This window comes from Streptomyces sp. NPDC048825, assembly GCF_043198355.1.
GTDB lineage: Bacteria > Actinomycetota > Actinomycetes > Streptomycetales > Streptomycetaceae > Streptomyces > Streptomyces xiangluensis.
The window spans coordinates 323,680-336,852 of sequence record NZ_JBICUR010000005.1 but is presented as its reverse complement, the minus strand read 5'-3'; the positions used below and the strand labels follow the sequence as shown (position 1 = coordinate 336,852).

Genomic DNA, 13,173 nt, shown 5'->3' with positions numbered 1-13,173 from the left:
GAGGGCTTGGAGCCGGCTCGTTGGCTCACCTCATACGCGGCTTGAAGTCAGGCCGCTTCCACGCCGCCACGCCTCGGTAACCAGCGGCACACCCGGTCGGTACGCCAGATGCACATGGCTCGGGGCGTCCAGGAGCACAAGATCGGCGTACGCCCCCGGCGTGAGACGGCCGACGTCCTCCCGCCGCAGCGCCCTTGCTCCACCCGCCGTGGCCGACCACACCGCCTCGTCCGGCGTCATCCCCATGTCCCGTACCGCCAGCGCGATGCAGAACGGTACGGAGGAGGTGAAGGACGAGCCCGGGTTGCAGTCCGTGGACAGGGCGACCGTGACGCCTGCGTCGAGGAGGCGGCGGGCGTTCGGCCACTCGGCGCGCGTGGAGAACTCGGCACCGGGGAGGAGCGTGGCGACCGTCCGGCTGTTCGCCAGGGCGTCGACATCCGCGTCGGTGAGGTGGGTGCAGTGGTCGGCGCTGGCGGCGTCCAGTTCGACCGCGAGCTGCACGCCGGGGCCGTAGGAGAGCTGGTTGGCGTGGATGCGCGGGTGCAGGCCGGCCGCCTTGCCCGCCGCGAGGATCGCGCGGGCCTGGTCACCGTCGAAGGCGCCCTTCTCGCAGAAGACGTCGATCCAACGGGCGTACGGGGCACAGGCGTTGAGCATGTCGCCGGTGACGAGGGCTACGTACGCCGCCGGGTCGTCGGCGTAGTCGGGGGACACGATGTGTGCGCCCATGTACGTGACCTCGTCCGTGTGCCGGGACGCGATGCGCAGGGCGCGGGACTCGTCCTCGACGGTGAGGCCGTAGCCGGACTTGGTCTCGAAGGTGGTTGTGCCCTGGCGGAAGGCCTCGGCGAGGTAGCGCGTGAGGTTGCGCTCCAGTTCCTCGTCGCTCGCCGCACGCGTCGCGGCGACCGTCGTACGGATGCCGCCCGCGCTGTAGGGCCGGCCCGACATGCGGGCGTTGAACTCCTGGGTGCGGTCGCCCGCGAAGACCAGGTGCGAGTGGGAGTCGACGAAGCCCGGGATCACCGCCCGGCCGCCCGCGTCGACCCGATTGTCAGTGGCGGGTGCTTTGCTTGATTCACCGGTCCATGCGATGCGGTCGCCGTCGATGACGACGGCCGCGTCATGGATCAGACCAAGGGGGGAACCGTCACCAAGGGAGGGGTCGTTGGTGACCAGCGTGGCGATGTTGGTGATGACGGTGGTCGGGCTGCTCGTCGGGCTGCTCATGTCGTCCTCGCGGGGGCGCGGTTCGGTGGTCGTCATCAAACACGCAGGGCTTCGACTGCCTGCGCGAGGGCTTGCGGCACATCCGGTACGAGCGTGTGCGCCCCGTCTCGTACGACGTGACGGCCGCCCACGATCGTGTGCCGTACGTCCGCCGCTGTCGCGGCGAATACGGCCGTCTCGGCGCCGAGCCTGGGCAACGGCCCCGCTGTCCTGACCGAGTCGAGCGCGATCGTCGTGAGGTCCGCGAGCGCGCCGGTCTCGATGGTGCCCGTGTCGTCCCAGCCGAGGGCCGCGTGGCCGTCGGCCGAGGCCGCCCGCAGGAGGGCAGCCGCCGTCCAGTGACCGCGCGTACGGGTGCGCAGGCGCTCGTTCAGCTCCATCGCGCGCGCCTCTTCGAGCAGGTCGATGACGGCGTGGCTGTCGGAGCCGAGGGAGAGCGGCGAGCCGGCCTTCTGGAGGGCGGCAGCGGGTCCGATGCCGTCGGCCAGGTCGCGTTCGGTGGTCGGGCACATGCACGTGCCGGTCCTGGAGTCGCCGAGCAGCGCGATGTCCTCGTCGGTGAGGTGTGTGTTGTGGACGCCCGTCGTGCGCGGGCCGAGCACACCGTGGTCGGCGAGCAGCCGAGTGGGTGTGCATCCGTGCGCGGCCCGGCAGGCGTCGTTCTCCGCCGTCTGCTCGGACAGGTGCACGTGGAGCGGGGCCCCCCGCCCCTCGGCCCATCGCGCCACCGTGGCCAACTCCCGCGCGGGCACGGCCCGTACGGAGTGGATGGCCGCACCGATCCGCAGGTGATCCCGGTCCTTGAGAACTGAGCAGCGTTCCGCCCAGGCGTCGGCGTTCCCGTCGGAGAAGCGGAGCTGGTGGGTGTTGGGTGGCTGTCCGAAGCCGGAAGAAAGGTAGGCGGTGTCGAGGAGGGTGATGCGGATACCGGCTTCGGCGGCAGCGTCAGTGAGCGCCTCGCCCATCGCGTTGGGGTCGGCGTAGCGGGTGCCGCCGGGGGCGTGATGGACGTAGTGGAACTCGCCCACGCAGGTGATGCCGGCGAGCGCCATCTCGGCGTACACCGCGCGGGCGAGGGCGTGGTAGGTCTCCGGGGTCAGCCGGTCGGCTGTGGCGTACATGACCTCGCGCCAGGTCCAGAAGGTCCCGGAACCGACCTGGACGGTGCCGCGCAGGGCTCGGTGAAAGCAGTGCGAGTGGGCGTTCGCCAGGCCCGGCAGGGTCAGTCCGCGCAGGATTTCGGAGCCGGGCGGTGGGCTGTCGATGCCCGTACGGACGGCGGCGATCCGGCCGTCGGCGACCTCGACGGCCACGCCGGGCTCGACGTACGAGTCTAGCCAGGCGTGCTCCAGCCAGTACGTCTGTGTGTGGGGGTGGGTCACCTGCGGGCCAGCCCTTCCAGTACGTCGGCCAGGGCGAGTACCCCGGCCACGCAGTCGTCCTCGGCCGCGTACTCGGCCGGGGAGTGCGAGACACCGGTGGGGTTGCGCACGAACAGCATGGCGGTGGGGATGGTCCCGGAGAGGATTCCGGCGTCGTGTCCGGCGCCCGTGCCGAGGACGGGGACCTTGAGGTCCGTGTCGGTTCCCAGAATGCGGGCGACTTCGTCGCGCAGGGCGTGGTCGAACTCGACGACGGGGGTGAACGACTCGCGGACGACGTCGAGTTGGACGCCGTGGGCGCCGGCGTAGTCGCGGGCCGCCTGCTCGATGCCGCTGACGACGGTGTCGAGACTCGCCTGGTCGGCGGCGCGGGAGTCGAGCCAGCCGCGGACGAGGGACGGGATGGCGTTCACGCCGTTCGGCTCGACGGAGATCTTGCCGAAGGTGGCGACGGCGCCGGCGAGTTGGGCTTCCCGGCGGGCCGCGAGCACGGTCTCCGCGTACGCCAGCATGGGGTCGCGGCGGTCCACGAGCCGAGTGGTCCCCGCGTGGTTGGCCTCACCCCGGAAGTCGAACCGCCACCGCCCGTGCGGCCAGATGGCGCTGGCGATGCCGACCCGGTCGCCGGACAGGTCGAGGGCACGCCCCTGCTCGACATGCAGCTCGACGAACGCGCCGATACGGGCCAGGCGCTCCGGGTCCGCCCCGATGGCGTCCGGGTCGAATCCCGCGGCCTCCATCGCCTCCGGCAGGCTGACGCCGTCGGCATCCCTGAGCCGATGCGCCTGCTCGACGGTGAGCTCTCCGGCCGCGAGCCGCGACCCCACACAGGCCAGCCCGAAGCGGGCCCCTTCCTCGTCACCGAAGTTCACGATGGCCAGGGGCTTGCTGAGCTGCGCGTTCCTGCTCCGCAGTTCATCCAGCGCGGCGAAGGAGGACACGACGCCGAGGGGACCGTCGAAGGCGCCGCCATCGGGCACCGAGTCGAGGTGCGACCCGGTGACGACAGCGTCCCCGGCAGCGGGATTCCCGAGCCAGGCCCACTGATTCCCGTTCCGGTCCACCTCGTACGCCAGCCCCCGCGCCCGGGCCTGCTCCTCGAACCAGGCCCGACATTCGGCATCTGCCCCGGTCCAGGCGAACCGCCGGTACCCACCGGAGTCGGGGTGCCGCCCGATGGGCTCCAACTGCCGCCACATCTCATGAAAGGAGGGAGACGCTGAACGTGGCTGAGCCTTCGGGCCCGGTCCCGCACCAACCACCCCGTCCTGCCTTTGAGGACGAGGCCGTTCAGACCGATCGGGGTTCTGGGGGCGGAGCCCAGGGGCAGCGCCCCCAGTTTCGGGAAGGGGCGGGGTGGGGGAAGATTCCCGGCCCTCACCGGACGACAGGCTCACTCGCCCTCCCGCATAGGCACCCGCACACCGCGCTCGTCCGCCACCGACTCCGCGATGTCGTACCCGGCATCCACATGCCGGATGACCCCCATCCCGGGGTCATTCGTCAGAACCCGGCGAATCTTCTCCCCGGCCAGCTTCGTACCGTCGGCCACGGACACCTGCCCGGCATGGATGGACCGCCCCATCCCCACACCACCCCCATGGTGAAGGGAAACCCAGGACGCCCCCGACGCCACGTTCACCATGGCATTCAGCAGCGGCCAGTCGGCAATCGCGTCGGAGCCGTCGAGCATCGCCTCGGTCTCACGGTACGGGGAGGCCACCGACCCGCAGTCGAGGTGGTCGCGGCCGATGGCGAGCGGGGCCTGCAACTCCCCGCTCGCGACCATGTCGTTGAACCGCTCCCCCGCCCGGTCCCGCTCCCCGTACCCGAGCCAGCAGATACGCGCCGGAAGCCCCTGGAAGTGCACCCGCTCACCGGCCATCTTGATCCAGCGGTGGAGGGATTCGTTCTCGGGGAAGAGGTCGAGGATCGCCTTGTCCGTCTTGGCGATGTCCGAGGCCTCACCGGACAGTGCGGCCCACCGGAAGGGTCCCTTGCCCTCGCAGAACAGCGGTCGGATGTAGGCGGGCACGAAGCCGGGAAAGGCGAACGCCCGCTCGTAGCCGACTAGTTGGGCCTCGCCACGGATGGAGTTGCCGTAGTCGAAGACCTCGGCACCGGCGTCCATGAAGCCGACCATCGCTTCCACGTGCCGGGCCATGGACTCGCGGGCACGGGTGGTGAAACCCGCCGGGTCCTTGGCCGCGTACGAGGCCATGTCGTCGAAGTCCACGCCGAGCGGCAGGTAGGACAGCGGATCGTGGGCCGAGGTCTGGTCGGTCACGATGTCGACGGGGGCGCCCTCGGCGAGCATGCGCGGCAGCAGCTCAGCGGCGTTGCCGAGCAGCCCGATCGACAGCGGGCGCCGGGCGTCGCGCGCCTCCACGGCCAGCTGGAGGGCGTGCTCGAGCGAGTCGGCGCGTACGTCCAGGAACCGGTGCTCGATACGGCGCTCGATCGCCCGCGGGTCACAGTCGATACAGATGGCGACGCCGTCGTTCATCGTCACCGCGAGCGGCTGGGCGCCGCCCATGCCACCGAGCCCGGCGGTGAGCGTGATCGTCCCGGCGAGCGAACCCCCGAACCGCTTCGCGGCGACCGCCGCGAACGTCTCGTAGGTGCCCTGCAGGATGCCCTGCGTACCGATGTAGATCCACGAACCGGCCGTCATCTGGCCGTACATGGTGAGTCCGAGCTGCTCCAGGCGCCGGAACTCCTCCCAGTTCGCCCAGTCGCCCACCAGGTTCGAGTTGGCGAGGAGCACGCGCGGCGCCCACTCGTGGGTCTGCATGACGCCGACCGGGCGGCCGGACTGGACGAGCATCGTCTCGTCCTGCTTGAGGGTGCGCAGCGTACGGACCATGGCGTCGAAGGAGCGCCAGTCGCGGGCGGCCTTGCCCGTGCCGCCGTAGACGACGAGCTTGTCGGGGTGCTCGGCGACCTCGGGGTCGAGGTTGTTCTGCAGCATCCGCAGGGCGGCTTCCTGCTGCCATCCCAGGGCGCTCAGTTCCGTACCGCGGGGCGCTCGTACCGGGCGGGGTCCTGACATGGGCTGCCTCCTGGCGGGCTCGTGGTGCTCCGGCGTTGCAGTCGGTCTCGGCAATCGGTCTCCGCAATCCGTCACCGCGATCGGTCACCGCAGTCGTCCATTGCAGAGATATTCACATCCTGGCTTCATGAATAGAACTAGTCAATACGGCCCCTGCGTCGGCACCGGCGCCGTACGGGTGTTTGGCTGAATCCATGACGGCATACACAGGGGACACGCACCCATCGGGCGAGGCACAGGACGCGGCGGACGCAGCGACGAACGGGGTCGCGCGGCGGGACGACGCCGTCCGCGCGGCCGTGGAACAGGGGCTCGTGGGCCCCGCCACCCCCATCATCGGACTCCTCGACATCACCGGCATCCGCAGGTCGGCGGCGGCACTGCGCGCGGCCTTCAAAGCGGTGGTCGCACCGGGTACGCCGGTGCTGCACGCGTTCGCGGTGAAGGCGACCCCGCTCGTGCCAGTGCTGCGGCTGCTGCGCGAGGAGGGCCTCGGCGCGGAGGTGGCGAGCGCCGGCGAACTGGCCCTCGCCCGCGCGGCCGGGGTGCCCCCGTCCCGTACGGTCCTCGACTCCCCGGCCAAGACCCCGGCGGAGCTACGGGAGGCGCTGGCACTCGGCATCGCGGTCAACGCGGACAATCCGCAGGAGCTGGCCCGTATCGACGGCCTGGTCCAGTCGGCGTCGACCCGATCACCCATAGGACTGCGGGTGAATCCGCAGGTCGGCGGGGGTTCGATCGAGGCACTGTCCACGGCGACGGCGACCTCGAAGTTCGGGGTGGCGCTGCGGGACGAGGGGGCACGCGAGTGGGTCGTACAAGCGTATCTGGACCGGCCGTGGCTGACCCGGCTGCATGCGCACTCCGGTTCGCAGGGGATGCCGCTGGAGTTGCTGGCGCGCGGGGCGGCGCAGACGTACGAGCTCGCCGAGGAGATCAACGAGCGCGCCGGGCGGCGGCAGATCGACACCCTCGACATCGGCGGCGGACTGCCGGTGAACTACGCGTCGGACGCCCAGAGCCCGACCTACGCGGAGTTTGCGCGGCTGCTGGCCCGGACCGTGCCGGAGCTGTTCGACGGGCGGTACGGACTGGTCACGGAGTTCGGGCGGTCATTGCTCGCCAAGCACGGGGTGGTGCTGGCACGGGTCGAGTACGCGAAGAGCGCCGGAGGGCGCGCGATCGCCGTGACGCACGCGGGCGTGCAGGTGGCGACCCGCACGGTGTATGCGCCGGCGACGTGGCCGCTGCGGGTGGGGGCGTACGACGCGAAGGGGCGCCCCAAGGCCGGGCCCGTGGTCGTACAGGACGTGGCGGGTCCCGCGTGTTTCGCGGGTGACCTGCTGGCCGAGGGGCGTGCGCTGCCGTTGCTCGAACAGGGCGACTACGTGGCCGCCTTTGACACGGGGGCGTACAACTTCGCGCACCACTACGCGTACAACTCGCTTCCGCGGCCGGGGATTTATGGGTTCGGGCCGGACGAGGAAGGCGGGATGCGGTTCGCGACCGTTCGGACGCCGCAGACGCTGGAGGAGATTGCGGCGGAGTCGGGCGGGCCTCATGCGGGCGGCTTGTTGGAGCTGTAGCGCCGGCACGGCGCTCGCGCGCACCCGCACCCCGGCGCGCAGCAGTGCGCCGTGCTTCAACTCGGCAGCACTTGCGCGCCGGTTTGACGCCGTAGTCTCACAGACCGGACCCGGCACCCGGAGCCGTCCACCCACGTCAGGCCACCGGCGACCATCAGGCCACCAACGTGCCCCGACAGAAGGCCAGTTAACCCACCTTAGTCAGCCGGCGCATGTTCCGCTGGAAAATGCCAGAATCCTCACCCCTGACGCACACGGTGCGTAGCTTCGTGGTCACTCAGCCGTACCCGAGGCGGGAGGGGAGCCCAGGTGCCCGGAATCGACGAGTGTCTGCTGGAGGCCATGAGGCTGCCCGGTGCCCTGGGCGCCGCGGTGGTCGACTGGACCAGCGGCCTGGCACTGGGCACGGTCGGGGACGCCCCGGGCGGTGACCACGAGACGACCGCGGCGGAGGCGGCGGAGCTGGCGCGGCTCGCGGCGGAGCACCGGGCATTCGCGCCGGAGGCGGGGCCGGACGAGGCAGCGCAGGACCCGCCTGTCGAGGACCTGATCATCAGCAACGTCGACACGTACCACGTCCTGCGGTTCGTGGCGACGAGCTTCGACAGCAGCGTCTTCCTGCATCTGTGGCTGGCCCGCTCCGACGGCAACCTCGCGCTGGCACGCATACGGCTCGGCGAGATGGCCGGACGGCTGGTGCTGGGATGACCGTGGTCAGCACGCCTCCGCCCCGACTGCCCTTGCGGCGCCGCTCGTTCGGCCCTGGTGTCTCCCCCATGCTGCGCCGGCTCGCCGAGGAGCGCGCCACCGGCGTACTGCTGCGCGAGCGCGGTGCACTCCATCTCGCCGACGGCCAGGTCACGTACGCCGAGAGCCCCGAGAGCCCGGGGCTCGACGTGCTGCTCACCACCGGCGGTGTTCTGGACTCCGAGGTGTGGCGGGAGGCGGTCGCGCGGGCCGGGGAGGATCGGCGGGTCGGGCGGTTCCTGGTCGACAGCGGCCGGGTCACCGAGGGCGTGCTGGAGCTGTGCCTCGTGGCGGCGCTGTTCGACGCGGCGTACTTCGTTCTCGGGCCGTCCAGCGCCCCGGCGCGCTTTCGGTACGGGGCCGCCCACTGGCTCGGGCCGGTGCGCCCCATGCCGGTGGCCGCGTTGGAGCGCGAGACCCTGCGCCGCCGGGAGCTGCTGCACCGCATCTGGCCCGATCCGGCGACGGACACCGCCCCGCTGGTACGGACCGACCGAGCCGCCGAGCCGCCGGTCCCGGCCCGCCAGGAAGCGGTACTGGGCAAGGTCAACGGGGTTCGCACGGCCGCCGACATCTCTCTCGCCCTGGGCCGGCCCGCGTTCCACACCCTGGTCGAACTGCGCAGGCTCGCCACGGCGGGCATCGTGACGACGGCTTCCCCGCCCCTCCCGCCACCCCGTCCTCCCCGGTCGGCCCAACCACCGCGGCCGCCCCGGGCAGACGCGGCGCCCGAGCAGCCGCCGCCCGCCCTCGACCCCGTGTCAGTCCTGCTCGCCCAACCCTCGGCCGACCCCGACGTCGCTCTGCTGCGCCGCCTGAGAGACGCCCTGGAGGCCCTGTGATCCGCGCGCTTCGACAGCGTGCCGAGAGGAGACTGCTCATGGCGGCGGAGGCCGAAGTCCTCGACGAACTCCACCGGTTGCGGGCCCGTGTACCCCAGCTGACCGGCGCGCTCGCGGCCAGCGTCGACGGCCTGGTCATCGCCCAGGACACGCCCGGCGTGGAACCGGAGGGCCTGGCCGCGCTGACCGCCGCCGCACTGGGCGTCGCCGTGCGGCTGACGGACGCCACCGGCCAGGGCGGCCTCCGCGAGCTGCTCGTACGCGGCACGAACGGCTACGTGGCGACGTACTCGGCCGGCTCCTCGGCCGTACTGACGCTGCTGGCGCAGGACCGGGTCAACGTCGGGCGCCTGCACCTGGAGGGACGCCGCGCCGGGACCCGTATCGGCGAGCTGGTCGACGCAGCGACGACCCGCGCGGCACCGCCTCCGCGTACCGCCGGATCCACCTCCGGATCCAAGGACCCGTCGCAGGCCGCCTCCACGACCACGGACAAGTCCGCGCTTCCGACGCGCCCGGCAAAGCCCGCGCGGCCCAGGACCGCACGGACTGCACAGGCCGTGCGGACTGCACAGACCACACAGACCGCCCAGTCCAACGGGCGGAGCACAAGCCGAACCACCAACCGATCCACCACCAACACCCCTACCACCAACACCCCTACGACCAACGAGAGTTGAGAGGACAGCACACCATGGCCAACACCGAAACCACATTGAAAGAAGCCCTCGCCTCCATCGAGGGCGCGACCGGAGCCGCGCTCGTCGACTACACCAGCGGCATGGCGCTGGGCACGATGGGCGGCAGCAAGAGCTTCGACCTCAACGTCGCCGCCGCCGGCAACACCGATGTCGTACGCGCCAAGCTCCGCACCATGGAACACCTGGGCCTGAAGGGCGAAATCGAGGACATCCTGATCACCCTGTCCGACCAGTACCACCTGATCCGCCTGCTCACCGGCCGCGGCGGCAACGGCCTCTTCCTCTACCTGGTCCTCGACGCCAAGCGGGCCAACCTGGCGATGGCACGCCACCAGTTGAAGAAGATCGAGGCGGACCTGGAGGTCTGACGGAACCTCAGATGAACCTCTGAGAATCGAACCCGCACGCATCCCGGACACACGACCGGGCAGAACTCCCCCGGACGGATCACCGACCGGGGGAGGTTCTCTTGTCCACCACCGAAACCACCACGGGCGCGCAGTCGCCCGCCGAGGAACCGGGGCTCAAGCGCGCCATCGGCCCCAAACTGCTGGTCCTCTTCGTGATCGGCGACATTCTCGGGACGGGCATCTACGCCACGACCGGCGCCGTCGCGGGAAAGGTCGGCGGGGCGTTGTGGCTGCCGTTCGTCATCGGCTTCGTCGTGGCGATCCTGACGGCGGCGTCGTACGTCGAACTCGTCGGCAAGTACCCGAAGGCGGCCGGAGCGGCCCTCTACACACAGAAGGCCTTCAAGGTCCCCTTCCTCACCTTCATCGTCGCCTTCATGGTGATGGCCTCGGGCCTGTCGTCCGCGAGTGCGGCGGCCCGCGCCTTCAGCGGCGACTACCTCTCCGAGCTGACGGGAGACGCACTCCCGCCGACGCTCATCGCGATCTGCTTCATTCTGCTCCTCGCCGGCCTGAACCTGCGGGGCGTCTCGGAGTCGGTGAAGACGAACGTGGTCCTGACCCTCGTCGAGCTGACGGGCCTGCTGATCATCCTCGCGATCGGCGCGTACGCCGTGCTGACGGGTGACGGGGAGCCGTCCCGGCTGGGCGAGTTCGAGGCGAGCGGCACCGGATACGCCCTGATCACCGGGGTGTTGGGGGCTACGGCGCTTGGCTTCTTCGCGTTCGTGGGCTTCGAGGACTCGGTCAACATGGCGGAGGAGACGAAGGATCCCGTACGGACCTTCCCGCGGGCGATCTTCATCGGGGTGGCGGTGACGGGCACGATCTATGTGCTGGTGGCGCTCGTCTCGTCACTCCTGGTCGACTACAAGGTGCTGGAGGGGTCGAGCGGCCCGCTGCTGGAGGTCGTGAAGGCAGGCGGTGTCGACTTCCCGCACAAACTCTTCGCCCTCATCGCGCTGTTCGCCGTCACCAACTCCGCGCTGATCAACATCATGATGGCCTCGCGCCTGTGCTACGGCATGGCCAACGAACGCATCCTCCCGCGCGGCATGGGCCGCGTCCTGCGCCGCCGCCGCACCCCCGTGGTCGGCATCGTCTTCGTCACCGTACTCGCGATCGGCCTGGTCTCCACGGGCGAGATCGAAGGCCTGGGCGACACGACGGCGTTCCTCCTCCTGTGCGTCTTCGCCGTGGTCAACATCACGGTCCTGGTCCTACGCCGCGACCCCGTGGACCACGCCCACTTCCGCACCCCGACGTTCCTTCCGATCCTGGGCGCGATCACCGCCCTGATCCTGGCCAGCCCCCTGGCCGACCGCCCGGCGGACGTGTACATCCGCGCGGCGGTACTGCTCGCGATCGGCGTGGTCCTGTGGGCGGTGAACAAGGTGGTGCTCCGGGTACGGGGCGAGGAGTAAGAGGGCTGGAGGCGGGCCCGGCCGGCGGAGTCTTGAGCCGGGCCCGTCCTCATGGCCCGCAGCCGCCAACGGCGGGCAACTCCCACAAGAAACCCGCACAGGACAGCCGAGGTGAAACGGGCGGTGCGCGAGTGGAAGACGCCGCCCGGCCGAAGGCCAGGGCGGGCGACCACCCAGCGGCAGCCTCACTACACCAGGACTCCACCCCGACGCCGCGCCCCACCGGGCGCGGCGTCGCCCGCCGCGATACCCGTGGCCCGGTAGGCCTTGATCCGCTTACCCGCCGGGGCGCCCGCCCGAGGGCTCAGCCAGTCGACGCGGACCCACAACAACTCCTCTGAGCCGCGCTCGAGGCTGCCCAGCCACGCGGCCTTCAGCCGCAGCCCAGCCCCCACTCCGGCGAGCAGCATGCCCCCGGCCGCGGGCACCGCGAACGCGCTGCCCAGCGCGGCCAGGAAGGCGAGGAGCAGCCACCAGCGATGCCCCCGGCGCCAGTTGCGCGCGGTCACGGCACGGTCCTGGAGGACATCGTGCTTGCCCGCACGGGCGGCACCGCCGGCCAGGGCGACGTACCGCTTCCTGCGCAGCAGCGCCACCACGGCCGCCGTGACGAGGAACAGTGCCGCCCCCGCGATCACGCCGATCCGACGCCCGGTCACACCCGGCACCAGCACGCCGATGCCCGCGGCGAAGACACCCAGCCACCACAGCGGCACGGCACCGGACCGTACGACGACGGCCACCCGAACCAGTCCCTGACCTCCGCGCGTCACCTTCCCGCCTCCTCGTCCGCAGCCTCGTCCGAAGGTCTGAAACCTCCGAAAGCCTCCGAAGCTTCTGAAGCCTTTCAGCCGCGCAGGTTAGCGACCGAAGGTGAGACGAGTCTTAACAAGCCGACTACTCGACGAACAAGCCCCGCGCAGCCGCCCGCCCGTCGAACTCCTCCAGCCGCGCCTGCGCGTCCGGAAGGTCGTCGCACATGGCCTCCAGCAGCACCCGCCCGAGCAGCATCGGCGCACAGGCCGTGTCGAAGGCGAGTCCCGTACCGACCGCGGCGGGCAGCAGCAGATCCGACTCCTTCGCCACCGGCGCGAACGCCGAGTCCGCGACGGTCACCACGGTCAGCCCGGCCCCCTTCGCATACGCCAGGGTGTCCACGACCTCGCGCGGATGGCGCGGCAGCGCGAAGCACAGCAGAGCCGTGGCCCCGGCCCGTACCGCCGAGTCGATCCGGTCGTGGACCATCGTGCCGCCCTCGTGCAGCAGCCGGACGTCCGGATGGACCTTGGCCGCGAAGTACGCGAAGCCGTACGCCTGGGAGGCCGCCGCCCGCAGTCCGAGCACCGGCAGCGGACGCGACGCCGCGAGCAGCCGCCCCGCCCGCTCCACCGGCCGCGGATCGGCCAGTACGGAGGCCAGATGCCGCAGGTTCTCGATCTCGGCCTCGACGGCCTGCTGGTACTCGTTGTACGAGGCGGTGTCCGGGACCGGCCCTGTGGGCGCGACCTCCCGCAGGTGCTTGCGCAGCGCCGGGTAGCCGTCGAAGCCGAGCGCGACGGCGAAGCGGGTGACGGAGGGCTGGCTGACACCGGCGAGTTCCGCGAGTTCGACGCTCGACAGGAACGGCACGTCGGCCGCCCGCCGCACCATGCTGTGCGCGATACGCCGCTGTGTCGGCGTCAGGCGGTGCCCCTCGAAGAGGGCCTGCAGACGTGCGGCAGAACTGTCCGTCACCGTCATGTCCCTGCCCACGCCCGCGTCCCCGTCCATGTCTGTGTCCGCGCCCGTCATCGAGC

At 71.1% G+C, this 13,173-nt stretch carries 12 protein-coding genes; 6 read left to right on the top strand and 6 right to left on the bottom strand.

Going from position 1 to position 13,173, the window contains the following annotated elements:
• Window positions 1–30: 30 nt before the first annotated feature.
• The 4 genes from hutI to hutU form a co-directional block, all read right to left on the bottom strand.
• Window positions 31–1,269 (bottom strand): imidazolonepropionase, encoded by a 1,239-nt coding sequence (hutI, locus tag ACGFNK_RS15535; protein WP_393416006.1) that lies wholly within the window; start codon window positions 1,267–1,269, stop codon window positions 31–33.
• Entirely contained in the window at window positions 1,269–2,615 is a 1,347-nt protein-coding gene (locus tag ACGFNK_RS15530; protein ID WP_393416004.1) for a formimidoylglutamate deiminase, read from the bottom strand. Before ACGFNK_RS15530 ends, hutI begins: the two co-directional genes overlap by 1 nt.
• Complete coding sequence (locus tag ACGFNK_RS15525) at window positions 2,612–3,814, bottom strand: allantoate amidohydrolase (protein WP_393416002.1); 1,203 nt, start codon at window positions 3,812–3,814, stop codon at window positions 2,612–2,614. The genes ACGFNK_RS15530 and ACGFNK_RS15525 overlap by 4 nt, the downstream gene beginning before the upstream one ends.
• A gap of 194 nt (window positions 3,815–4,008) precedes the next feature.
• Entirely contained in the window at window positions 4,009–5,667 is a 1,659-nt protein-coding gene (hutU, locus tag ACGFNK_RS15520; RefSeq protein ID WP_388679057.1) for a urocanate hydratase, read from the bottom strand.
• Window positions 5,668–5,861: 194 nt separating this feature from the next.
• Here hutU and ACGFNK_RS15515 point away from each other — a divergent pair, with 194 nt between their 5' ends.
• The 6 genes from ACGFNK_RS15515 to ACGFNK_RS15490 all read left to right on the top strand — a co-directional run bounded on the left by ACGFNK_RS15515 (window position 5,862) and on the right by ACGFNK_RS15490 (window position 11,377).
• A complete protein-coding gene (locus tag ACGFNK_RS15515; protein ID WP_393416000.1) occupies window positions 5,862–7,253 on the top strand; it encodes a diaminopimelate decarboxylase in 1,392 nt (463 codons plus the stop codon).
• A 309-nt stretch (window positions 7,254–7,562) separates the two neighbouring features.
• Window positions 7,563–7,961: a hypothetical protein gene (locus ACGFNK_RS15510; protein ID WP_344387114.1), complete on the top strand. Its 399-nt coding sequence runs from the start codon at window positions 7,563–7,565 to the stop codon at window positions 7,959–7,961.
• The gene (locus ACGFNK_RS15505) at window positions 7,958–8,842 is read left to right on the top strand and encodes a hypothetical protein (RefSeq protein WP_393415998.1); all 885 of its coding nucleotides are present in this window, start codon (window positions 7,958–7,960) and stop codon (window positions 8,840–8,842) included. The genes ACGFNK_RS15510 and ACGFNK_RS15505 overlap by 4 nt, the downstream gene beginning before the upstream one ends.
• A gap of 38 nt (window positions 8,843–8,880) precedes the next feature.
• Window positions 8,881–9,522 (top strand): roadblock/LC7 domain-containing protein, encoded by a 642-nt coding sequence (locus ACGFNK_RS15500; protein ID WP_393415996.1) that lies wholly within the window; start codon window positions 8,881–8,883, stop codon window positions 9,520–9,522.
• 14 nt (window positions 9,523–9,536) lie between these two features.
• Window positions 9,537–9,911 carry a hypothetical protein gene (locus ACGFNK_RS15495; RefSeq protein WP_386351518.1) on the top strand — a complete coding sequence of 125 codons (375 nt, stop codon included), beginning with the start codon at window positions 9,537–9,539 and terminating at the stop codon, window positions 9,909–9,911.
• Between the two features lie 101 nt (window positions 9,912–10,012).
• A complete protein-coding gene (locus ACGFNK_RS15490) occupies window positions 10,013–11,377 on the top strand; it encodes an APC family permease (protein ID WP_386351521.1) in 1,365 nt (454 codons plus the stop codon).
• A gap of 188 nt (window positions 11,378–11,565) precedes the next feature.
• On the opposite strand, the gene ACGFNK_RS15485 is transcribed toward ACGFNK_RS15490, so the two are convergent.
• Together ACGFNK_RS15485 and ACGFNK_RS15480 are read right to left on the bottom strand one after the other, a co-directional pair.
• Window positions 11,566–12,150, bottom strand: coding sequence for a hypothetical protein (locus tag ACGFNK_RS15485; protein ID WP_393415993.1), 585 nt, complete (start codon window positions 12,148–12,150; stop codon window positions 11,566–11,568).
• 124 nt (window positions 12,151–12,274) lie between these two features.
• Window positions 12,275–13,147 carry a MurR/RpiR family transcriptional regulator gene (locus ACGFNK_RS15480; protein ID WP_386351574.1) on the bottom strand — a complete coding sequence of 291 codons (873 nt, stop codon included), beginning with the start codon at window positions 13,145–13,147 and terminating at the stop codon, window positions 12,275–12,277.
• Window positions 13,148–13,173 lie beyond the last annotated feature (26 nt).